At 73.2% G+C, this 22,068-nt stretch carries 21 protein-coding genes; 5 read left to right on the top strand and 16 right to left on the bottom strand.

Annotated features, from left to right (window positions below; all coding sequences use genetic code 11):
• Window positions 1-11: 11 nt before the first annotated feature.
• The 7 genes from J2W20_RS02205 to J2W20_RS02235 form a co-directional block, all read right to left on the bottom strand.
• The gene (locus J2W20_RS02205) at window positions 12-956 is read right to left on the bottom strand and encodes a WXG100 family type VII secretion target (protein ID WP_307004171.1); all 945 of its coding nucleotides are present in this window, start codon (window positions 954-956) and stop codon (window positions 12-14) included.
• Window positions 957-1,139: 183 nt separating this feature from the next.
• Window positions 1,140-2,654, bottom strand: coding sequence for an IMP dehydrogenase (gene guaB, locus J2W20_RS02210; RefSeq protein ID WP_307004173.1), 1,515 nt, complete (start codon window positions 2,652-2,654; stop codon window positions 1,140-1,142).
• 174 nt (window positions 2,655-2,828) lie between these two features.
• The gene (locus tag J2W20_RS02215) at window positions 2,829-4,928 is read right to left on the bottom strand and encodes an acyltransferase family protein (protein WP_307004174.1); all 2,100 of its coding nucleotides are present in this window, start codon (window positions 4,926-4,928) and stop codon (window positions 2,829-2,831) included.
• A gap of 25 nt (window positions 4,929-4,953) precedes the next feature.
• Window positions 4,954-7,026 carry an acyltransferase family protein gene (locus J2W20_RS02220; RefSeq protein WP_307004176.1) on the bottom strand — a complete coding sequence of 691 codons (2,073 nt, stop codon included), beginning with the start codon at window positions 7,024-7,026 and terminating at the stop codon, window positions 4,954-4,956.
• A 160-nt stretch (window positions 7,027-7,186) separates the two neighbouring features.
• Window positions 7,187-8,800 (bottom strand): chaperonin GroEL, encoded by a 1,614-nt coding sequence (groL, locus tag J2W20_RS02225; RefSeq protein ID WP_307004178.1) that lies wholly within the window; start codon window positions 8,798-8,800, stop codon window positions 7,187-7,189.
• A gap of 74 nt (window positions 8,801-8,874) precedes the next feature.
• On the bottom strand, window positions 8,875-9,171 hold the full coding sequence (gene groES, locus J2W20_RS02230; protein ID WP_043120020.1) for a co-chaperone GroES: 297 nt from the start codon (window positions 9,169-9,171) through the stop codon (window positions 8,875-8,877).
• Between the two features lie 218 nt (window positions 9,172-9,389).
• Window positions 9,390-9,773, bottom strand: coding sequence for a hypothetical protein (locus J2W20_RS02235; RefSeq protein WP_307004180.1), 384 nt, complete (start codon window positions 9,771-9,773; stop codon window positions 9,390-9,392).
• 54 nt (window positions 9,774-9,827) lie between these two features.
• Between J2W20_RS02235 and J2W20_RS02240 the strand changes: the two genes are divergently transcribed.
• Window positions 9,828-11,051, top strand: a complete 1,224-nt coding sequence (locus J2W20_RS02240; RefSeq protein WP_307004182.1) for a class I SAM-dependent methyltransferase — start codon at window positions 9,828-9,830, stop codon at window positions 11,049-11,051.
• A 165-nt stretch (window positions 11,052-11,216) separates the two neighbouring features.
• Here the strand turns inward: J2W20_RS02240 and J2W20_RS02245 are convergent, their stop codons facing one another.
• On the bottom strand, window positions 11,217-12,035 hold the full coding sequence (locus tag J2W20_RS02245; RefSeq protein ID WP_307004184.1) for a shikimate 5-dehydrogenase: 819 nt from the start codon (window positions 12,033-12,035) through the stop codon (window positions 11,217-11,219).
• 51 nt (window positions 12,036-12,086) lie between these two features.
• Window positions 12,087-12,209 carry a type B 50S ribosomal protein L36 gene (gene ykgO / locus J2W20_RS02250; protein WP_307004708.1) on the bottom strand — a complete coding sequence of 41 codons (123 nt, stop codon included), beginning with the start codon at window positions 12,207-12,209 and terminating at the stop codon, window positions 12,087-12,089.
• A gap of 83 nt (window positions 12,210-12,292) precedes the next feature.
• Between ykgO and J2W20_RS02255 the strand changes: the two genes are divergently transcribed.
• The 3 genes from J2W20_RS02255 (at window position 12,293) to J2W20_RS02265 (ending at window position 15,382) form a co-directional block, all read left to right on the top strand.
• Window positions 12,293-14,002, top strand: a complete 1,710-nt coding sequence (locus J2W20_RS02255; protein ID WP_307004186.1) for an acyl-CoA dehydrogenase family protein — start codon at window positions 12,293-12,295, stop codon at window positions 14,000-14,002.
• Window positions 14,003-14,072: 70 nt separating this feature from the next.
• Window positions 14,073-15,215, top strand: a complete 1,143-nt coding sequence (locus tag J2W20_RS02260) for a glutamate--cysteine ligase (protein ID WP_307004710.1) — start codon at window positions 14,073-14,075, stop codon at window positions 15,213-15,215.
• The gene (locus J2W20_RS02265) at window positions 15,212-15,382 is read left to right on the top strand and encodes a hypothetical protein (protein ID WP_307004187.1); all 171 of its coding nucleotides are present in this window, start codon (window positions 15,212-15,214) and stop codon (window positions 15,380-15,382) included. The genes J2W20_RS02260 and J2W20_RS02265 overlap by 4 nt, the downstream gene beginning before the upstream one ends.
• Before the next feature lie 27 nt (window positions 15,383-15,409).
• Here J2W20_RS02265 and J2W20_RS02270 read toward each other — a convergent pair whose 3' ends face one another.
• From J2W20_RS02270 to alr, 7 genes are all read right to left on the bottom strand, one after another.
• The gene (locus tag J2W20_RS02270; RefSeq protein ID WP_307004188.1) at window positions 15,410-15,961 is read right to left on the bottom strand and encodes a hypothetical protein; all 552 of its coding nucleotides are present in this window, start codon (window positions 15,959-15,961) and stop codon (window positions 15,410-15,412) included.
• A gap of 19 nt (window positions 15,962-15,980) precedes the next feature.
• Window positions 15,981-16,316 (bottom strand): hypothetical protein, encoded by a 336-nt coding sequence (locus J2W20_RS02275; protein ID WP_307004189.1) that lies wholly within the window; start codon window positions 16,314-16,316, stop codon window positions 15,981-15,983.
• Window positions 16,317-16,491: 175 nt separating this feature from the next.
• Window positions 16,492-17,574, bottom strand: a complete 1,083-nt coding sequence (gene tsaD, locus J2W20_RS02280) for a tRNA (adenosine(37)-N6)-threonylcarbamoyltransferase complex transferase subunit TsaD (RefSeq protein WP_307004191.1) — start codon at window positions 17,572-17,574, stop codon at window positions 16,492-16,494.
• Complete coding sequence (rimI, locus tag J2W20_RS02285; RefSeq protein WP_307004712.1) at window positions 17,571-18,047, bottom strand: ribosomal protein S18-alanine N-acetyltransferase; 477 nt, start codon at window positions 18,045-18,047, stop codon at window positions 17,571-17,573. Before rimI ends, tsaD begins: the two co-directional genes overlap by 4 nt.
• Before the next feature lie 47 nt (window positions 18,048-18,094).
• Window positions 18,095-18,790 carry a tRNA (adenosine(37)-N6)-threonylcarbamoyltransferase complex dimerization subunit type 1 TsaB gene (gene tsaB / locus J2W20_RS02290; protein ID WP_307004193.1) on the bottom strand — a complete coding sequence of 232 codons (696 nt, stop codon included), beginning with the start codon at window positions 18,788-18,790 and terminating at the stop codon, window positions 18,095-18,097.
• Entirely contained in the window at window positions 18,787-19,449 is a 663-nt protein-coding gene (gene tsaE, locus J2W20_RS02295; protein WP_307004194.1) for a tRNA (adenosine(37)-N6)-threonylcarbamoyltransferase complex ATPase subunit type 1 TsaE, read from the bottom strand. Before tsaE ends, tsaB begins: the two co-directional genes overlap by 4 nt.
• Window positions 19,446-20,591, bottom strand: coding sequence for an alanine racemase (alr, locus tag J2W20_RS02300; RefSeq protein WP_307004714.1), 1,146 nt, complete (start codon window positions 20,589-20,591; stop codon window positions 19,446-19,448). Before alr ends, tsaE begins: the two co-directional genes overlap by 4 nt.
• Before the next feature lie 134 nt (window positions 20,592-20,725).
• Here alr and mshA point away from each other — a divergent pair, with 134 nt between their 5' ends.
• Entirely contained in the window at window positions 20,726-21,958 is a 1,233-nt protein-coding gene (gene mshA, locus J2W20_RS02305; protein WP_307004716.1) for a D-inositol-3-phosphate glycosyltransferase, read from the top strand.
• Window positions 21,959-22,068: the final 110 nt, after the last annotated feature.

The following is a 22,068-nucleotide window of genomic DNA, read 5'->3' on the forward strand; positions in this document are numbered from 1 at the left end:
GCCGGCGGCGGCTATCCGCCGAGCCATCCCCAGACCTTCTTCGCCCCGTCCGCAACGGCGTCCACGGCCTTGGAGCCGGCGTCCACGACGCCCTCCACGGCGTCCTTCCCGGCGTTGTAGACCGCCTTGCCGGCGTCCGTGAACATCGCGGAGGTGCTCGAGTAGCCCAGATAGCTCGCGAGCAGCCCCGACCCGGCCCAGACGAGCCCCGCCGCGGCGAACGCCGGCGCCGCGGGGCCGCCCACGAGGGCGCCGGTCGAGAGGACCGCAGTGATCCCGCCGTCGACCGCCTCGTAGGTGTTGTGGTCCGTGATGCCCTCGTAGAACTGGGCGCCGCCGCCGATGATGCCGAGCACGCTCGCGCCCTGGCCCGCGAGGCGGACGCCGTTCACCGCCTGCATGCCCTTGATGTAGCCGACCTCGGCGAGCTGGCCGCCCTTGGAGGTGACGAGGCCGGCGTCGGCCATCCTCGACACGAGCAGGTCGCCGGCGAACCCGGCGCCCGAGACGGCCGTGGAGACCGCCCCGTACGGCGGCCAGGCCTGCGCAGCGGCGGCGTCGGCGATCGCCCCGTCGGCCCAGGTGCGGCCGTCGGGGCCGGTACCCGGCCCCGTACCGGAGCCGCCGGGCCCTCCCGGGCCCCCGGGCATGCCGGGCCCGGTGCCCCGGGCGTGCATCGACCCGGTGCCGGCCTCGCTCGCGGACTCCTGCGCGGCGGCGTTCTCCCGCAGCGTCCGCGCTGCCTCCTCGAGAAGCCGGCCCACGGCGGTGAGCTGCGGCCTGGTGGCGCGGTTCCACGCGGTCCGGAATTCGTCGGCGTCGCTGCCCTTCCAGGCCTCCGTCCGGGACAGCCCCTGCACCGCGTTCCCGATCCCGGCCAGCTGCTGGCCGGCCCTGCTGAAGCGCTGTGCCAGCGTGCGCAGCTGCTCGGGGTTCGCCCCCTGTGTGATCGCCACCTGCGTTCCCCCTCCCGCCGGCGGCCGTGCGGCCCCCGCCCGCCCCACACTAGCGCCGCCCGGGCCGGCCCTCGATGGGGACAACTCCCCCGCGCGTCCCGCGGCGCCGCGACGCACGACGGCGGCCCTCCCGCGGCTGGGGAGGGCCGCCGTCGTCTGCGGTCGGCTCGGGCGCCCTGCGGGCTACCGGCGGTAGTTGGGCGCCTCGACGGTCATCATGATGTCGTGCGGGTGGCTCTCCTTGAGGCCCGCCGAGGTGATGCGGACGAACTTGCCCTTGGCCTTGAGCTCCTCGATGGTGTGCGCGCCGACGTAGAACATGGTCTGGCGCAGGCCGCCGATGAGCTGGTGGGCCACGGCCGAGAGCGGGCCGCGGTACGGGACCTGGCCCTCGATGCCCTCCGGGATGAGCTTCTCGTCGCTGGGGACGTCGGCCTGGAAGTAGCGGTCCTTCGAGTAGGAGGTGTTCTTCCCGCGCGTCTGCATCGCACCGAGGGAGCCCATGCCGCGGTAGGCCTTGAACTGCTTGCCGTTCATGAACACGAGGTCTCCGGGGGCCTCGGCGGTGCCGGCCAGGAGGGAGCCGAGCATGACCGAGTCGGCGCCGGCGACGATGGCCTTGCCGATGTCGCCCGAGTGCTGGAGGCCTCCGTCGGCGATGAGCGGCACCCCGGCGGGGATGGCGGCCTTCGAGGACTCGTAGATGGCGGTGATCTGGGGCACGCCGACGCCGGCGACCACGCGAGTGGTGCAGATCGAGCCCGGGCCGACGCCGACCTTGATCGCGTCCGCGCCCGCGTCGATGAGCGCCTGGGCGCCCTCGCGGGTGGCGGCCTGGCCGCCGATCACGTCCACGTGGGCGGCGGCCGGGTCCTTCTTGAGCCGGGAGATCATGTCGAGCACGCCCTGCGAGTGGCCGTTGGCCGTGTCCACCACGAGGACGTCGACGCCGGCCTCGACGAGGGCCATGGCGCGCTCGTAGCCGTCCCCGAAGAAGCCGACGGCCGCGCCGACGCGGAGGCGGCCGGCGTCGTCCTTGGTGGCGTTCGGGTACTGGTCGGCCTTCTCGAAGTCCTTGACGGTGATGAGGCCCTGCAGGATGCCCATCTCGTCCACGAGCGGGAGCTTCTCGATGCGGTGCTTGCCGAGGAGGCCGATCACCTCGTCGCGGGCCACGCCGACCTTGGCCGTGATGAGCGGCATCGGGGTCATGACCTCGTGCACCTTGCGCGTGGCGAACTGGTCCTGCGGGATGAAGCGGGTGTCGCGGTTGGTGATGATGCCGAGCAGCTTGCGGTGCTCATCGACCACCGGCAGGCCCGAGACGCGGTAGTGCGCGCAGAGGTCGTCGAGCTCCCGCAGGGTCGCCTCGGGGCCCACGGTGACGGGCCGGGTGATCATGCCGGACTCGCTGCGCTTGACCTGGTCCACCTGGTCGGCCTGGTCCTGGATCGAGAGGTTGCGGTGCAGGATGCCGATGCCGCCCTGGCGCGCCAGGCTGATGGCCATGCGCGACTCCGTGACGGTGTCCATCGCGGCGGAGAGGATGGGCATGCCGAGGCGGATGCGCCGGGTCAGACGGGTCGAGGTGTCCGCCTCGGACGGGATGACGTCCGTGGGGCCGGGCAGGAGCAGGACGTCGTCGTAGGTGAGGCCGAGGAAGCCGAACGGATCGTGTGCTGGGGTGGGCGTGGTCATGAGTGCTCCTTGGCCGTGTGCCGGGTGGGCATTGCAGGGGTGCGCTGATGACCAGCCAGTGCTTACGGGACTGGTCTGCTGCGGTGGGTTCTATCGTAAACTTCCCCCGCGCCAGCGCGTATTCCGCGGGGCGGTCAGGGTGAGGAATCGCACACCGTGGCCGCCCGTGGGGGCCTAGGTCCACCCCGTCGCGCGGGAGATGCGCTGCTCCAGGATGGAGGACATTGAGGCGGAGTACGTCGCGCTGACGTGGTTGTCGTCCAGATACACGTACACGTTCCCGATGACCCCCTCGCACTGGCCCTGCGGGCACAGCATGTCGGTCATGTCGATCGGGTGGAGGGTCTTGGGGTACGTCTTCGCGAGCGGGGCGAGCGGATCCTCGGCCGCGAGGGCCTGGGAGACCGGCACCCGGCAGGACTCAGGGTCGGAGCCGGTCACGCAGTCGGCCATGTTGAACGTGAAGCGCGGGTTGTCGCGCAGCGCGATGACGTCGACGTCCTCGGACTCGAACGTCTTCACGAGGTCCTCGAGGCCCGGCGTGGTGGTCTCCTTCGGGCTCGAGGGCGCCGCGGCCGTCCCGACGAGGACCACGGCGTCCGGCTTGTGGTCCGCGATCTGCTGGAGGACCGCGCCGTTGAACTGGTCGCACTCGTCCGCGCCGTCCCCGCGCGGCGGCTGGAACTGGCAGCCGCCCTTGAGGAGCTGGTAGAGGCGCCAGTTGCGCTGCTGGGCGATGGGCGCGAGGGCACCGAGCCACTGCTGGGCGTGCGAGTTCCCCACCACGAGCACGGTCTTGGACGCCCCGGACGCGCCGATCTGGGTGCAGCCGTGGTCCCGGAGCGTGTCGGAGAGGCCGAGGTCGTCGTCGCACGGATCGGGCAGGCCCGCCCAGTCCGAGGGGAGCTGGTCCGCCGCCGGCAGGAGCTCGGCCTTCGGATCGGGGTGGCCGTTGTAGCCGGGCACCAGCACGGCGGCGCCGGGGTTGTCCCGGGAGGCGTTGGCGAGGGCGCGGTGGTTCGCCGCGTCGAGGGAGATCTGCACGCTGCCCACGAGCACGGCGACCGCGGCGCCGCACGCCGCGAGCGAGAGCAGCCCCCGGCGGCGGTTCTTCTCCGGCCAGGCCCAGGCGCGCCACGGGCGGTCGATGAAGCGGGTGGTGAGGTAGGCCAGGACGAGCGAGCCGGCAATCGCCACGCTGCCCGAGAGCCAGCCCATGCGCTCCTTGCCGGTGACGGCGAGGGCGATGACGAGGACCGGCCAGTGCCACAGGTAGAGGCTGTAGGAGATATCGCCGAGCTTGCGCAGCGGTGGTGTGTCCAGGAGCCGGTGGACGCCGGCGCGGCCGCCGGAATCGGCGGCGAGGATCACGGCGGAGGCCGAGAGGGTGGGCCACAGGGCCGCGGCGCCGGGGAACATGCCGTCGACCCGCAGGATGAGCCCGCAGGTGACGATCCCGGCGAGGCCCACCCAGCCGGCGATGGCGGCCACGCGGGCCGGCAGGTCGACCCGCTGGGCGACGAGCGCCACGAGGGCGCCCAGGGCGAACTCCCACAGGCGGGCGAACGTGTCGAAGTACGCCTCCGACTGGGACACGGCGGTGAAGTAGACCGAGTAGGCCAGCGAGAGGACGAAGACGGCCCCGAACACCTTCAGGAGCACGCCCCAGTAGTCCAGGGAGCGGGCCCGGCACAGGGCCGAGACCGCCACGAAGATCACCGGGAAGACGATGAAGACCTGGCCCTGGATCGAGAGCGACCAGAAGTGCTGGAACGGGCTCGCGAGGGCATGGTCGCCGGCGTAGTAGTCCACCGCGTCCCGCTGCAGGACGAAGTTCTCCACGTAGCCCAGGGACGCCCAGGCCTGCTCGAGCACGGGCCCGAGCCGCGTGGGCGGCAGGAACGCGATCACGGCCACCACTGTGCCGATGATGGTCACCACGGCGGGAGGCAGCAGCCGGCGGAACGTGTGGATCCAGCGCTTGACGAGCCCCACCCGGACGCCGCGGCGGTGCCGGTCGAGGAACTGGCCGGTCATGAGGAAGGCGGAGACGAGCAGGAACACGTCCACTCCCCCGGAGACGCGCCCGAGCCAGACGTGGTAGGCGACGACGAGGCCGAGCGCGACGGCCCTCAGGCCCTGGATCTCCGGCCGGAACCCGCGCCTCGCCGACCGCGCGGTCCCCGGGGACCGCTCTGGCTGACGGACCGGGTCCAGGGTCTCAGGGCGCGCGGGCGTCACGTCGAGGGCCTCCTCAGGGCTGGGCGGAAGCACCCAGTCTAGACGAGGCCCTCACTTATCACGAAAGACCCGCCGCAGAAAGACGCTGCCCGAGGATCGTGGCCATCGACGCCGAATAGGTCCTCGTCACATGGTTGTCGTCGAGGTAGACGTACGTGTTGCCGATGACCCCGTGGCACATTCCGCTCGGGCAGAGCAGGTCCGTCATGTCGATCTGCACGAAGTGCTGCGGGTGGGCGGCCGCGAAGGCGACGAGCGGGTTCTTCGGGGCGAGCAGCGACGACTGGGGCAGGTTGCACTTGGGCGAGGACGCGCCGTTCTGGGCCACGCAGTCGGCCATGTTGAACGAGAACCGCGGGTTGTCGCGGAGCGCGACCACGGTCGAGCCCTTCGCGGTCAGGGCCGAGACGACCGCATCGAGTCCCGGCGAGAGCGTCTCCGCCGGCGACGACGCCGCCGCCACCGTCCCGACCATGAAGACGGTTCCCGGGGGGTTCGCCGCGAGGTAGGCGGCCACCGAGGCGTTGAACGCGTCGCAGTCGGTGTTGCCCGACTTCGTGGTCGGGGCGTAGACGCAGCCGCCCTTGAGCAGGGAGACCACCCGTTCCCCACGCTTGGCGGCCACCGGCTCGAGGGCGGCCATCCACTGCTCGGCGTGCGAGTCACCCACCACCACGATGGTCTTGGCCTCGCTGGCCGTGACGGCGTTCATCCCGCAGACGGACGCGAGCGACTCGGGGACCTTGAGGTCGGGCGAGCACTTCTGGGGCAGCCCGTACCAGTCGGTGGGCACCTTCTGGGCCACCGGGATCAGGCTCGCGGTGGACGAGGCCTTGTCGTCGTAATCGGGGTCGAGGGCCTCGGCCCCCGGGTTGTCGACGGCGGCCCGCGCCTCGACCTGCTTCGTGGTGGTCTGGACGCTGCCCTGCACCGCAGCGATGGGCGCGACGCCGACGAGCACGCATGCGGCCACCCCGGCGAACCCGTTGCGCAGCCGCTGCTCCGGCCAGCGCCACGCACGCCACGGCGTGTCCACGAACCGGATCGTGGCCCACGCGAGCACCACCGAGACGAGGACCGCGAGCGTGCCGAGGAGCCAGCCGGCCTCCTCGCGCTGGCGCCAGGTCAGGGCGATCACGAGCACGGGCCAGTGCCACAGGTACAGGCCGTAGGAGATGTCGCCGAGCTTGCGCAGCGGCTTCGAGGCGAGGACCTGGTGCACGCCGAAGCGTCCGCCGTTCTGGGCCGCGAGGATCACCGCGGCGGCCGAGAGCGTGGGCCAGAGCGCGATGGCGCCGGGGAAGAGGCCCTGGACGTCCAGCACGAGCCCGCAGGCCACGATCGAGGCGACGCCGCCCCAGCCCATCACGAGCGCGGCGCGCCGCCCCACGCGCACGCGGTCGATCGCGAGGGCGAGCAGGCTCCCGAGCGCGAACTCCCAGATGCGGGCCGGCAGGGAGAAGTACGCCTGCACCTGGTCGGCGACCGTGAACCAGACGGAGAAGGCGAACGAGGCGGCGAAGACGGCCGCGAAGCCCACGGTGAGGACCTTCTCGTAGGCGAGGCCCCGGCGTCGTGCGAAGGCGCCGAGCGCCACGAAGACGAGCGGGAAGAGGATGAAGATCTGCCCCTGGATCGACAGCGACCAGAAGTGCTGGAAGGGGCTCGCGAGGGAGTGGTCCTGGGCGTAGTAGTCCACGGCGTCGCTCTGCAGGAGCCAGTTCTCCACATAGCCGAGGGACGCCGCGCCCTCGCGCAGCACGTCCCCCCACCGCGTCGCGGGGAGGAAGATGACGGCGGCGACCACGGTGCCGGCGATGGTCACGGCCGCCGCGGGCAGCAGGCGCCGGAAGACGTGGAGCCAGTGCTTGAGCAGGTGGGTGCGCTCGCCGCGGCGGTGCCGGGCCACGAACTGGCCCGTCATGAGGAACGCGGAGACCATGAGGAACACGTCGACGCCCCCGGAGACGCGCCCGAGCCACACGTGGTAGAGCACCACGAGCGCCACGGCGACCGCCCTCAGGCCCTGGATCTCGGGTCGGAAGACACGCCCCCCACTTGCTTGCCTGTGTCCTTCGGCCACCACGCCAGCCCCACTCCTTCTCGTCAGCCGATTTTCCTGCCCCTCCATTGCGCCCCGCCAACCTGTGCGTTCGCTGTGAGAGGCGTTGCCGCTCCATATGAAAGCACACCCCCGCGCGGGGGACCCTACGCACGGACGACGGCGGCCGCGCCCCTCGTGCGGGAGGGGCGCGGCCGCCGTCGTGCTCGCCCGGGCGGGAGGGCCAGCCTCAGTGGCTGTGGCCCGCGTGGGCGTCCTCGTCCTCGGCCGGCTTGTCCGCCACGAGGGTCTCGGTGGTCAGGACGAGGGCCGCGATCGAGGCGGCGTTCCGCAGCGCGGAGCGGGTCACCTTGACCGGGTCGATGACGCCGGCCGCGAGAAGGTCCTCGTACTCGCCCGTCTTGGCGTTGAAGCCGTGGTTCACCTCGGCCTCGGCCACGCGCGCGGCGACGACGTAGCCGTCGTGCCCGGCGTTCTGGGCGATCCAGCGCAGCGGCTGGACGAGCGCGCGGCGCACGATCCCGATGCCCACCGCGGCGTCGCCGTCGAGCGCCGTGACGGCCGCGTCCTCGTCGAGGGCGCGCACGGCGTGCACGAGGGCGGAGCCGCCGCCGGCCACGATGCCCTCCTCGAGGGCGGCGCGGGTCGAGGACACCGCGTCCTCGATGCGGTGCTTCTTCTCCTTCAGCTCGACCTCGGTGGCAGCGCCGACCTTGATCACGCCGATGCCGCCGGCGAGCTTGGCGAGGCGCTCCTGGAGCTTCTCGCGGTCCCAGTCGGAGTCGGTGCGGGAGAGCTCGGCGCGCAGCTGCGCGACCCGGCCCTGCACATCCTCGGTGGTGCCGGCGCCGTCGACGATGGTCGTGTTGTCCTTCGTGACGGTGATGCGGCGCGCCGTGCCGAGCTGCTCGAGGCCCACCTGGTCCAGGGACAGGCCGACCTCCGGGGAGACGACCTGCGCGCCCGTGAGGGTCGCGATGTCCTGGAGCATGGCCTTGCGGCGGTCGCCGAAGCCCGGGGCCTTGACGGCCACGACGCTCAGCGTGCCGCGGAGGCGGTTGACGATCAGCGTCGAGAGGGCCTCGCCGTCCACGTCCTCGGCGATGACGAACAGCGGCTTCGAGGCGGAGAGGACCTTCTCGAGCAGCGGCAGGAAGTCCTGCAGCGAGGAGATCTTGCCCTGGTGGATGAGGATGAGCGCGTCCTCGAGGACGGCCTCCTGGCGCTCCGCGTCCGTGACGAAGTACGGCGAGAGGTAGCCCTTGTCGAACTGCATGCCCTCGGTGAGCACGAGCTCGGTCTGGGTCGTGGAGGCTTCCTCGATGGTGATGACGCCGTCCTGGCCGACCTTGTCGAAAGCCTCGGCGAGCAGGTCGCCGATCTCCTCCGACTGGGCCGAGATCGCCGCGACGTTGGCGACGTGGCGGCCGGAGACCTCGCGGGCGTTCTCCTTCAGGCGCGCGGCGACGGCCTCGACGGCCACCTCGATGCCGCGCTTGACCTCGCCCGGGGCCGCGCCGGCGGCCACGTTGCGCAGGCCCTCCTTGACGAGGGCCTGGGCGAGGACGGTCGCCGTCGTCGTGCCGTCGCCGGCGACGTCGTTGGTCTTGGTGGCGACCTCCTTGGCGAGCTGGGCGCCGAGGTTCTCGTACGGGTCGTCGAGCTCGACCTCACGGGCGATCGTCACGCCGTCGTTCGTGATGGTGGGGGCGCCCCACTTCTTGTCGAGGACCACGTTGCGGCCACGCGGGCCGAGGGTCACCTTGACGGTGTCGGCGAGCTTGTCGACGCCCGTCTCGAGGGCCTTGCGCGCGGCGTCGCTGAATGCGAGCTGCTTAGCCATTCGCTACTCCTGTGTGTCTGGATCAAGCACGACACCCCGGCCGCAGGGAGCGGCCGGGGCGCAGCGCGGGAGCGTTACTTGACGACGATCGCCAGGACGTCGCGGGCCGAGAGCACGAGGTACTCGGAGCCGCCCGTCTTGACCTCGGTGCCGCCGTACTTGGAGTAGAGGACCACGTCGCCGACGGTGACGTCGACGGGCACGCGGTTGCCGTTGTCATCGACGCGGCCGGGGCCGACAGCGACGACCTCGCCCTCCTGCGGCTTCTCCTTCGCGGTGTCCGGGATCACGAGGCCGGACGCGGTGGTCTGCTCGGCCTCGAGCGGCTTGACGACAATGCGATCCTCGAGGGGCTTGATGGAGACCGACACGGATCTCTCCTTTACTTCAACGGGTCACGGATGGTGAGCCGGGCAAGCAACCGTCGTCGCGGGTGCCGGGAGCGTGCCTGACAGGGTTAGCACTCGGCACTGCCGAGTGCTACTGGCGACTCTAGTGAGCGCGTTGGCACTCGGTCAAGGCGAGTGCCAACGGGTGTCGTGACCCGGGCGTTGAGCGGAGTCCGAACCCGGTACTTGAGCTGCGGAACCTACTCGCCCGCGAGCTCGTCGTAGCCGAGGTCGTCGTCCTCGTCGTCGCCGTCGAGGCCGCGGGTGGCGTACATGACGGCGATCGAGGCGACGAGGGCGACGCCGCCGACGACGAGGCCGATGATGGACCCGACCTTCGCGCCGAGGAACTGGTCGCGCAGCGACTGGGCCTCCGGCGTGGCGTCGCTGATGTTCTTCCCGCCTACCGAGTACACGGTGGCGTTGAAGGCGTCCAGGCCCATCACGACGACGAGCAGCACCGCGGCGACCACGGTGATGACGATGCCCGCGATGAGCACGGGGCGCGCGTAGGGCCGCAGCCGGGCGAGAGGGCCTGCATCCGGTCGAGCTGGAACAGGGTCGACGCTGCGGCTGGTCTCCATGCCCACCAGCCTAACCAATGAGCTCCGGCCGCGCGGCGCACTACGCTGGATGGCATGCCCGACGACAGACACGCCCCGGACCAGCTGGCACCCCTGCTGACGCCGGAGGGCTGGGCGCTGCTCAACTCGCTCGGCCCCTACCGCGAGGAGGATGCGCTCGCGATCAGCGGGCGGCTGCGCAAGGCGGGCCACTCCCCCGAGCTCGTCTCGGCCGTCCTCTCCCAGGCCAGGCTGCGGGGCCGCGCCGCCGCGAAGTTCGGCGAGTTCGCCTCGAGCATGCTCTTCACCCGCGCCGGGCTCGAGCAGGCCACCCGCCTCTCGGTCGCGGCGCGCCACGCCCGGCGGTTCGTCGACGCCGGCGTCGGGCGTGTCGCGGACCTCGGGTGCGGCCTCGGCGCGGATGCGATGGCGATGGCATCCCTCGACCTCGAGGTCACCGCGGTGGAGCTCGACGAGACGACCGCCGCGTGCGCCACGATGAACCTCATGCCCTTCCCGCACGCCCGGGTGGTGCACGCCGACGCGCAGTCGGTGGACCTGTCCGGGGTGGACGGCGTCTGGCTCGATCCGGCCCGGCGCTCGACGTCGGCCTCCGGCACCACCCGCCTGTGGGACCCGGAGGAGTTTTCGCCGCCGCTGAGCTTCGTCGAGGGCCTCGCCGCCCGCGGCCTGCCCGTGGGCGTCAAGCTGGGCCCGGGGCTGCCCCACGCGTCGGTGCCCGCGGGCTGCGAGGCCCAGTGGGTCTCCGTGCAGGGCGACGTGGCGGAGGTGGCCCTGTACTTCAATGCGCTCAAGCGGCCCAGCGTGCGCAGGGCCGCCCTCGTGCTGGGGGACGGTGGCGCGGCGGAGCTGGTCGCCGAGACGGACTTCGGTGCCGGGGCCGAGCCCCGGATCGGGCCGCTCGAGGGCTTCCTCTATGAGCCCGACGGCGCCGTGATCCGCGCGGGGCTGGTCGCCGAGCTCGCCGAGCGGCTGGGCGGCACGCTCGTGGACCCGCACATCGCCTACATCTGCGCGCCGCAGCTCGTGCAGACGCCGTTCGCGAAGGCGTACCGGGTCCTCGAGGTGCGGCCGTACAACGTCAAGGCGCTGCGCGCATGGGTGCGCGAGCAGGGCATCGGTGTCCTGGACATCAAGAAGCGGGGCGCCTCCGTGACGCCCGAGGAGCTGCGCCGGGTGCTCCTCGCGGGGCAGCGCAAGGGTGCCACGGCGAAGGCCACGCTCGTGCTCACGCGCATCGGCGACGACCGCGTGGCGGCCGTCGTCGAGCCCGCCTGATCCGCGTTGAGGGGTCATGTCCCTGCACTGAGGGGTCATGTCCCTGGGGGAGATGACCCCACAACGTTGGGACATGACCCCTCAACGTTGGGAGATGACCCCGCAACGTTGGGAGATGACCCCTCAACGTCGGGGCGGGGCGGAGGGGCCGGGGAGGGCCGGTGGCTACTGGGCGCGCATGAACTCCTCGGCGGCGCGCACCTGCTCGTCGGTGGGGCGCATTCCGGTGTAGAGGACGAACTGCTCGAGCGCCTGGATCGTCATGACCTCGGCCCCCGAGATGACCATCTTCCCGGCGGCGCGACCGGCCTTGATGAGCGGCGTCTCCGCCGGGAGGGCCACGACGTCGAAGACGACGCGGGCCGCGTGGACCGCCGGCTCCGGAAAAGCCAGCGCCTCGGCGTCCGGGCCGCCGGCCATGCCGATGGGGGTCACGTTGACGAGGACGTCGGCGGTGCGCTCCCCCAGCTCCGGGGCCCAGGTGAAGCCGTACAGCTCGGCCAGCCCGCGGCCCGCGGCCTCGTTGCGGGCCACGATCGTCACGTCCGTGAAGCCGGCGTCCCGGAACGCCGCGGCGGTCGCCTTCGCCATGCCGCCCGAGCCGCGCAGCAGGACCGACCAGGCCGGGTCCAGCCCGTTGCGCGCGATGAGCTGGGCAATCGCGGTGTAGTCGGTGTTGTACGCCGTGAGCACCCCGGAGTCGTTGACGATCGTGTTCACCGAGTCGATCGCTGCCGCGGACGGGTCCATCCGGTCCACGAGCGCGATCACGTCCTCCTTGTACGGCATCGAGACGGCACAGCCACGGATGCCGAGCCCCCGCACCCCCGCGATGGCCTGCGCGAGGTCGGTCGGCGCGAACGCCTTGTAGATCCAGTTCAGCCCGAGCGCGTCGTAGAGGTAGTTGTGGAAGCGCGTCCCGTTGTTGCTCGGCCTGGCCGAGAGCGAGATGCACAGCGTCATGTCTTTGTTGAGGATCGGCACGGCACAAGGCTAGTGCCGTGCCGACCCCCGCGCGCCCGGTGCGCGGCCAGATCAGCCCTGGCGCGCCGTGAGCCGGGGATTCCGCTTGTTGATGACGTACGTCCTGCCGCGGCGGCGCACCACCTGCGCCCCGGGGACCTTCTTCAGCGCACGCAGCGAGTTGCGGACCTTCATGATGCTCCTTCCGATCATTTGATGAGAGTCGTTGTCAATAACGGACTCTGGTCCCCGGACATTCCCCGGTGTGCAATGGGAGGATGGAGCACACCGACGGGGGCGCGGACGGCGCCAACCAGCCGCCCCCGCGGGTCGGGGTCGACGAGTTCTCCGCCAATGCCGCGCTCGTCGACGGCGTCCGCCGCTTCGGCGCGAGCTGGGCCTCGGGCGAGCTGGCCGCGGTGGGGCGGCTCGTCGGGTCCGGGCAGTTCGCCGAGAACGCGCGCCTGGCCAACGCGTGCCCGCCCGTGCTCCACGCCCTCGACCGCTACGGTGCGCGCCGGGACGAGGTCGAGTACCACCCCGCCTACCACCACGTCCTCGCCGCCGCGGTAGCCCACGGAGCGCACACCGCCGCATGGGCCGACCCGCGCCCCGGCGCCCACGTGGCCCGGGCCGCGGCGTTCATGCTGTTCGCCCAGGTCGAGCCGGGCCATGCCTGCCCGGTCTCGATGACCCACGCGGCCGTGCCCGCCCTGTCGCGGCAGGCCGACGTCGCCCGCCTCTGGCTCCCCCGCCTCTACGGCGACGGCTACGACCCGCGCCTGGTCTCCGCCGGGCGCAAGCCGGGAGCGCTCGTGGGGATGGCGATGACGGAGCGGCAGGGAGGCTCGGACGTGCGCGCCATCACCACCGCGGCGCGCGACGCCGGTGACGGCACCGCGCTGCTCACCGGGGCCAAGTGGTTCTGCTCCGCCCCCATGAGCGACGCGTTCGTCGTGCTCGCCCGGGAGCCCGAGGGCATCTCCTGCTACCTCGTCCCGCGCGTGCTCGAGGACGGCACGCGGAACCCGTTCCGGCTCGTGCGCCTGAAGTCCAAGCTCGGCAACCGGGCCAACGCCTCTGCGGAGGTCGAGCTCGAGGACACGCTCGGCTGGCGGGTCGGCGAGCCCGGACGTGGCGTGCGGACCATCCTCGAGATGGTCCACGAGACCCGCCTCGACTGCATCCTCGGCACGGCCGCGGGCATGCGGCAGGCCGTCGCCGAGGCGCTCTGGCACGCACGGCACCGGCGGGCGTTCGGCCGCCGCCTCGTCGACCAGCCCGCGATGGCGGCCGTCCTCGCCGACCTCGCGCTCGAGTACGAGGCCGCGGTGGCGCTGGGGCTGCGGCTCGCGGCCGCGGACGACGCCGTGTGGTCGCCGCCGGCGCGGCCGGGCGCCGCCGCGGGGGACGCGCCGTCGTCCGTCCCGAGCCCGGCAGCCTCCGAAGGCGCGGGGCGCGAGCGGGCGTTCGCCCGGATCGCGACCGCGATCGGCAAGTACTGGGTGTGCCAGCGCGGGCCGGCACACGCCGCCGAGGCCCTCGAATGCCTCGGCGGCAACGGGTACACCGAGGACTTCCCGCTGGCCATGCGGTACCGGGAGCAGCCGGTCATGGCGATCTGGGAGGGATCGGGGAACGTCGTGGCGCTCGACGTGCTGCGCGCCCTCCAGCGCGAGCCCGACTCGGCCGAGGCGCTCGCCGAGGAGCTCGAGCTCCACCGCGGCGCCCACGCCGCCCTGGACGCCCACCTCGAGCAGGCCCTCGCCCTCATGGCCGACGCCGCGCGCGAGCCCGCGGAGGCGGAGGCGTGGGCGCGGCGGCTGGCCGAGACGCTCGCGCTGGCCCTCCAGGCGACCCTCCTGCTCGACGGCGAGCCCGCCGTGGCCGAGGCCTTCATCGCCGCGCGGCTGGGGTCCGGACGCGGACTCGGATACGGCTGCCTGCCCGATGCGGCAAGGACGGACGCCATCCTCGCCCGGGCCTGACGCCCCGTAGACTTGGACCACTTGTGCACAGCCAGCCGGCGCCGCCGGCCTCACCCCCGGGGGTCCCACACTGGAGATCGACTTCGCGCCGTCCGAGCAGTCCACCATCGGACTCGAATGGGAGATGGCCCTCGTGGACAAGCACGGCGGCGAGCTGGTCTCCCTCGCGCCCCAGGTCCTCGAGCGGCTGACGGCCGAGCGGCCCGAGCTGTTCGGCGACACGCCGCGCATCCACCAGGAGCTCCTGCTCAACACCGTTGAGCTCGTGACCGGCGTGCACAGCACGGTCGGGGACGCCGTGGCGGACCTGGGCGAGTCGCTCGCGGCGGTGCGGAGCATCACGGACCGGGTCGGGGTCGAGCTGTTCTCCGCCGGGAGCCACCCGTTCAGCCAGCCGCGGCTCCAGCCGGTCACGGACAAGGAGCGCTACGCCAAGCTGATCGACCGCACGCAGTGGTGGGGGCGGCAGATGGTGATCTACGGGGTCCACGTGCACGTGGGCCTGGACCGGCGGGACAAGGCCATGCCCGTCCTCGACGCGCTCGTGAACTACTTCCCGCACTTCCAGGCGCTCTCGGCCTCGAGCCCCTTCTGGAGCGGCGAGGACACCGGGTACGCGTCGCAGCGCGCCCTCATGTTCCAGCAGCTGCCCACCGCGGGGCTGCCGTTCCAGTTCCCGGACTGGGCGGGGTTCGAGCACTACGTCGACGACATGCTCAAGACCGGCGTGATCGACCTGATCAGCGAGATCCGCTGGGACATCCGCCCCGTGCCGCGGCTCGGCACGATCGAGATGCGGGTCTGCGACGGGCTCTCCACCCTCGAGGAGATCGGCGCCATCGGGGCGCTCACCCAGTGTCTGGTCGAGGAGGCCTCCCGGGCGCTGGACGCCGGCGAGCCGATCCCCACGATGCCGCCGTGGCACGTGCAGGAGAACAAGTGGCGCGCGGCGCGGTACGGGCTCGACGCGATCATCATCCTCGACGCCGAGGGCAACGAGCGGCTCGTGACGGAGCATCTGGCCGAGACCCTCGACAGGCTCGGCCCCATCGCCGAGGACCTCGGCTGCGCCAAGGAGCTGCGCGGGATCGAGGGCATCATCACCCGGGGCGCCGGGTACCAGCGCCAGCGCCGGGTGGCGGAGGCCCACGGCGGGGACCTGCGCGCCGTGGTGCTCGAGGAGGCCCGGCTCATGCGCGAGGGCTACGCGTGAGCGACCGCCCGCAGCGCCGCTCCCCTGCGCGGATCCTCGTCCTGCTCGTGATCGTCGTCGGCGTGCTGGCCGCGACCTCGCACGGGCAGGCGGCCCTGTGGGTCGCGGCGGCGGCTGCCGTGTACGCGCTCGTGGAGGGACTGGTGGCCTGGAGCGCGCGCCGGTAGCGGGCAGCCGGGACGAAACTGCATCACTCAGGCCGCGCGGGCTGGCCGGCGCCCTTTCGCAGCTGAGTTGTGCACTTCGAGACGCGCATCGACCGCCGAGACGACCTCTCCGATCCACGGCCGGGCGTACATGACGTGCTCCCAGCTGAATCTGAGCACCGTGCAGCCGGCCCGGACCAGTTCGTTGTAGCGCGTGCAGTCACGGTGCAGGCTCTCGCGGCCGCCGTGCCACTCGAAGCTGTCCGCCTCCGCTACGAGTTTGAGCTTCTTGGCCAGGTCCACTCTGCACATGCCCGCGGCGGTCCTGATCCAGACCTGGGGCTCCATCGTGACGCCGGCCTCGAGGCAGGCCGCCCGGAGCCCGGATTCGAAGGGGTTCGCGGCCCGGGCGTCCATGTGGTCGAGGACCCGCTGCTGCGACGCGCGGTTTCGCCCCACCCACCGCCGGGAAGCATCGCGCAGCTCGTGCTCCGTGACGCCCCCGCTGCGGAGCGCAGAGTCGGCGATGGCAAGGGCCTCGGCGAAGGGCAGGGCGGCCGCGCAGTCGAGCACCGTGCGGACGAGCGACGTGGCCCGCACCGCCCCCCTCCCCACGAGGTCACCCGCTGGCAGGTGGCGCGTCACCACCGCAGTGCCCGTCGCAGGACGCGCCCCGGGCCCCGCGCGCCACCGCGAGCTCGACCCGAGCTGGCCGGTGGAGCACTCCCAGGCCATGGGCCAGTGCGGCCGTCCGCCCGAACAGGGCCCCTCTCGCCTCGAGGGCCTTCTTCTCGGATGCCCCGAGCAGGCCGAGGGCATAGAGCCCCTGAGACGGCCGCACGACGCTCCCGGCCTGGACCGCTGAGCGCAGCTGGCGGGTCGAGAAGTGCTCCTGGAGTTGGGCCGCGCGTGCGCTGCCTCCCATGGCTGCCAAGAACTCTGCAAGTCGATCCATGCAGGCATCCTCCCGACGGAGGGCGCGCCGGGGACGCGGTGCCGGCTGTTCGTGGAAAACCTGAGCCCTCGCGCCGGGCCCGGAGCGACCGAAACTCCATCACCGGGACGCCAGCAGGGCCCCAGAGCGGCTCTTCCACTCCGGACTGATGCAGTTTCGGACGCCGGCCCGCGGCCTAGCGCGCGACGACCGTGGTGACCGGCAGCGAGGACTCGGGGGCGACCTCGAGCCCGCTGGGCTCCCCGCCGTCCATGATCACCCGCGCCGCGAGGGCCGCGACCATGGCGCCGTTGTCCGTGCACAGGGAGAACCGGGGCACGGCCAGGGAGATCCCGGCCGCCTCGCACCGCTGCCGAGTGAGCTCGCGCAGCCGCGAGTTGGCGGCCACGCCCCCGCCGAGCAGCAGGTTCTGGATGCCCTGCTCGCGGCAGGCCAGGATCGCCTTGGAGGTGATGACGTCCACCACGGCCTCCTGGAACGACGCCGCGATGTCCGCGACCGGCACCGGCTCCCCGGCCGCCTCGAACTGCTCGACGCACCGAGCCACCGCGGTCTTGAGCCCGGAGAACGACCAGTCGTAGCGGTGGGGGCCCGGCTCCTCGGCGGTGCCCATGTACTTGGGCTGCGTGAGCCCGCGCGGGAAGCGGATGGCCTTGCGGTTCCCCTCGCGCGCGAGCCTGTCGATCACGGGGCCGCCCGGGTAGCCGAGGCCCAGCAGCCGTGCGACCTTGTCGTAGGCCTCGCCGGCGGCATCGTCGATCGTCGAGCCGAGCAGCTCCACGTCACCCGCGATGTTGCGCACCCGCAGCACCTCGGTGTGGCCGCCCGAGACGAGCAGGGCGCCGAGGTGCGGGGGCAGCTCACCCTCGTAGACGCCGTCGTCGAGCAGCCCCACGCCCACGTGCGCCACGAGGTGGTTCACGGCATAGAGGGGCTTGCCGGTCGCGACGGCGAGGGCCTTCGCGCCGCAGACCCCCACCATCAGCGCGCCGGCGAGGCCGGGGCCGGTGGTGACGGCGAGCGCGTCGACGTCCTGGAGGGTCACGCCGGCAGTGTCGAGGGCCTCGCGGAGGGTGGGGACCAGGGCATCGAGGTGGGCGCGGGAGGCGATCTCGGGGATCACCCCGCCGAAGCGGACGTGCTCGTCCATCGAGGAGGAGACGGTGTTGGCGAGCAGCGTGGTGCCGCGCACGATCCCCACCCCGGTCTCGTCGCACGAGGACTCGATGCCCAGGACGAGTGGCTCCTGGCGGTTCATTCCGTCTCCCCTCCCGCCGGTGCGGCCGGTTCGCCGGCCCGCAGCGGCAGCTGCATGATGAGCGCGTCGGCGCCGTCGCGGTAGTAGCGTCGGCGCAGGTGGATCTGGGCGAAGCCGAAGCGGCGGTAGAGGGCCTGCGCGCGGGGGTTGTCCGCGCGGACCTCGAGCAGCACGTCCTCCGCGCCTCGCCGCCGGGCCTCGGCGATGAGCTCGGCGAGGACGGCGGACCCGATCCCGCGGCCCTCCCGCTCGGGCACCACGGCGATGGTCTGGACGTCCGCGATCGGCTGGACGCACAGGAGCCCGGCGTAGGCGACGATCCGGTTCCCCTCGGGCCCGGCTTCCTCGGCGACGTAGTAGCGGCGGGTCTCGGGCTGGCTGAGCTCGTCGCGGAACATCTGCTCGGGCCACGCGTCGACCGGGAACAGGGCCCGCTCGAGGGCGTGGACGGCGGGCACGTCGGCGTCCGTCATGTCGCGGAGCACGACGCCGGCAGGCAGCCGGGCGGGCACCTCGCCGTTCACAGGGCTCGCTTCCGGGGGCCGGGGACCTGGGCGTCGGACTCGCGCAGGTACAGCGGCGTGGTGTCCAGCAGGGGCGCGCCGGCGGCGAGGCGGGCGGCCGCGACGAGCCCGAGCGAGGCCGCAGTGGGCTGGGCCTGGTCGAAGGCCTCGTCGACGGATGCCCCGGCATCCTCGAGCTGCCACCGGTAGAGGCCGGCTCCGGCGCCGTACGCGGGGAGGCTGGGAAGCTGCTGGGGCGCGGTGACGTGCGGGCCGTCCACGAGGGTGCCGTCGGAGGCGTACCGGGCCCAGTAGAGCTCGCGGCGCCGGGCGTCGATCGCTACCGTGAACCCGTCCGCCGGGGCGCCCGCCTGGACGGCGTCCCAAGCGAGGGCGTCCAGGCTCATGACCCCGTCCAGCGGCACGTCCCAGGCGAACGCGAGCGCGCGGGCCGTCGCGATGCCCGAGCGGAGCCCGGTGAACGGTCCGGGCCCGACCCCCACCACGATCCGGGCGATGTCCGCCCCGGCGAGCTCCTGCTCGGCCAGCAGCGCGCGGACGCCGGGGGCGAGGACCTCGGCGTGGGAGCGGGTGTCCTCGGTGGCGAAGGAGGCCAGCACCGCGGCGCCGGCGGCCTCGGGGGCGAGGGGCTCGTGGCAGCGGATGAGCGCGGCGGAGGCGACCGCCGAGGTGTCGATGGCGAGGATGATCACCGGTCCCCCTCCGTCGTGTCGGTCCCTGCCTGGCCGGCGGCACCGAAGCCGGCGCCGAACTCGGCGGCGTCGAAGGCGGCGGGGTCCACGCGCTCGACGGCGGGCCAGTGCACGCCGGGGGGCTGTGACCACCGGGGGCCGTAGGCTCGGATCACGACGAGGCGGGGCTCGTCGTCGTCCTCGGCGTCGAAGTCGAGGGTGCGCGCGGCACCCGCGGCGGCCGCACCGGGCGCGGCGTGCGGCCGGCGCAGCTCGATGTCGAGGCGGCTGTCGGAGAGGTCCTCGACGAGCCCGCGGCCCCACTCGACGACGGTCACGGCGGAGTCGGCCCAGTTCTCGAGGTCCAGGTCGGTGACCTCGCCATGGCCGCTGAGCCGGTAGGCGTCGACGTGCACGAGGTCGGGGCCTCCCGGGCGGGGGCCGTGGATCAGGTTCGGGTGGATCCGGACCAGAACGAACGTCGGGGAGATGATGCCCGGCCGGACGCCGAGGCCCTCGCCGAGCCCCTGGGTGAAGGTCGTCTTGCCGGCGCCCAGCTCGCCGGTGAGCACCACGAGGTCGCCCGCGCCGAGCACGCCGCCGAGGGCCGCCCCGAGGGCCTGGGTCTCCTCCGCGGAGGCCGGCGCGAACGCGGCCTCCCACTCCGGAGCGCCGCTCATGCGCCCTCCCCCACGTAGACCCGCGGGACGCGCTGGCTGATGCGCGTGACGATCTCGTAGTTGATGGTTCCGGCGGCGCGGGCCCAGTCGTCGGCGGTGGGGCCGCCGTCGGCGCCGGAGCCGAACAGGACTGCCTCCGCGCCGGCGAGCTCGGCCGGGTCGGCGGAGGGGCCCAGGTCCACGACGATCTGGTCCATCGCCACGCGGCCGGCCACGGGGTAGGTGCGCCCGGCGATCCGGACCGGCCCGCGGTCGGAGGTGCGCGGGACGCCGTCGGCATAGCCGAGGGGGACGAGGCCGAGCGCGCCGGCGGACGCGGTGCGGTACGTCAGCCCGTAGCTCACGCCCTGCTCGGCGGGGACGCGCTTGGCCTGGGAGAGGGTGGCGCGCAGGGTCATGGCCGGGCGGAGGCGCAGGTCCGCGGAGGTCTGCTCGGCGAACGGGGAGAGCCCGTAGATCGAGATGCCGGCGCGGACGAGATCGAAGTGGGCGTCCGGGCGGGAGAAGATCGCGGGCGAGTTGGCGATGTGGCGGACGTCGAGGTCGCAGCCGGCGTCCTCGGCCAGGGCCACGGCCTCGCGGAACGCGTCGAGCTGCGCGTCGGTCTCGGGGCGCTCGGGCTCGTCCGCGACGGCGAGGTGGCTGAAGACCCCGGCCACGCGCAGCAGGCCCTCGTCCTGGTACTCCACGGCCTCGCCGACCACGGCCTCCCACCGGTCCGCGGTGACGCCGTTGCGGCCCAGGCCCGTGTCGATCTTGAGGTGCACGCGGGCGGGGCGCTCCTGCTCGCGGGCGGCGGCCACGATGGCCTCGAGCTCCCAGCCCGAGCAGCCGAGGTCGATCCCGGCGGCGACGGCGGCGGAGAAGTTCGAGTCCGGGGTGTGCAGCCAGGCGAGGATCGGTGCGTCGATGCCCGCCGCCCGCAGCGCGAGGGCCTCGCTGATGTGCGCGACGCCGAGCCACGAGGCCCCGGCTTCGAGCGCCGCGCGGGCCACGGGGACGGCCCCGTGCCCGTAGCCGTCCGCCTTCACCACGGCCATGACCCGGGCCGGCTCCGCGACCTTGCGGATGACCCCCACGTTGTGTCGGATCGCGTCGAGGTCGATCACGGCGGCGCGCTCCGGGAGGCGGGTGCTGGGCATGGCGGAAGGGACGGTGTCGGGCTCGGAGGTCACCACCCGAGTCTACTCGGGGCGCACGACGGCGCCGGGCCGGCTCGGGCGCTCCGGCCCGGCCACGTAGCCTAGGGGACGTGCAGCACCGTGACCGCGTGGCGATGATCTCCCTCCACACGTCCCCCCTGGAGCAGCCGGGTGCCGGGGACGCGGGCGGGATGAACGTCTATGTCGCCCAGCTCGCGCGTGCCCTCGCGGCCGGCGGCGTGGGCGTGGACATCTACACCCGGGCCACCGCACCGGGGCAGCCCGCCGCGGTGGACCTCGTGCCGGGCGTGCGGGTGCACCACCTGGCCGCCGGGCCCGTACGGCGCCTGGCCAAGGAGCAGATGCCCCCGCTCGTGGAGGAGTTCGCCGCGGCAATGCTCGCGAGGATCATGGACGCGGCCGCCGCCGGGGAGCAGCTGCCCCGGATCGTGCACAGCCACTACTGGGTCTCGGGCCTCGCGGGGCTGGAGGTGGCCGGCGCGCTCGGCGTGCCGCTCGTGCACACCATGCACACGATGGCGCGGGTCAAGAACCAGCATCTGGCCGCCGGCGACGTCCCCGAGCCGAGCAACCGCGAGCGCGGGGAGCAGCGCCTGGCCGAGGAGGCGGCCCGCTTCACCGCCAACACGCCCGCCGAGCGGGACGAGCTGGTGAGGCACTACGACGTGGACGACGACCGCATCGACGTGGTGTCCCCCGGCGTCGACCTGGCCGTGTTCCGCCCGGCGTTCCGGGGCCGGTCCCGGCGCGGCCGCGGGATCGGCGCCGAGGAGTTCCACGTGCTCTTCGCGGGCAGGATCCAGCGGCTCAAGGGCCCGCAGGTCCTGGTCGCGGCGGCGGCGGAGCTCCGGCGTCGGCGGCCGGACATCCCCCTGCGCGTCACGATCATCGGGGCGCCGAGCGGCTCGGCCGGGCTCGACCTGGACCTGCTCGCGCGCAGCGAGGGGGTCGGGGCCGCGGTCCACCGCCTCCCCCCGGTGCCCGCGGACGAGCTCGCGGAGTGGTACCGCTCCGCCGACGCGGTGGCGATGCCGAGCTTCTCGGAGTCGTTCGGGCTCGTGGCGCTCGAGGCGCAGGCGTGCGGCACCCCGGTGGTCGCCGCGCGGGTCGGCGGCCTCACGCGGGCCGTGTGCGACGGCCGGACGGGCTTCCTCGTGGACGGCCACGAGCCGTCGGCGTGGGCCGCGGTCCTCGAGCAGCTGCACGACGACCCGGAGACCCGCGGCGACCTCGGACGCGCCGCCTCGATCTACGCCGAGCGCTTCGGCTGGGAGCAGACCGCCGAGGGCACCCGCGCCGCCTACCGCACCGCGCTCCACGAGCTGGCCGGGCTCCGCCTCCCCTGACCGCCCAGGTCACCCCGCGGAAGCGGGAGGTCACCCCGCAGGAGCCGCACACTCGTCGGTGCCAAGGCCAGCTCCGCTCGGCCGCCGCGCCTGCGGGGTAGGGTGTCGCC

Source organism: Sinomonas atrocyanea (genome assembly GCF_030812675.1).
GTDB classification, from domain to species: Bacteria; Actinomycetota; Actinomycetes; order Actinomycetales; family Micrococcaceae; genus Sinomonas; species Sinomonas atrocyanea_B.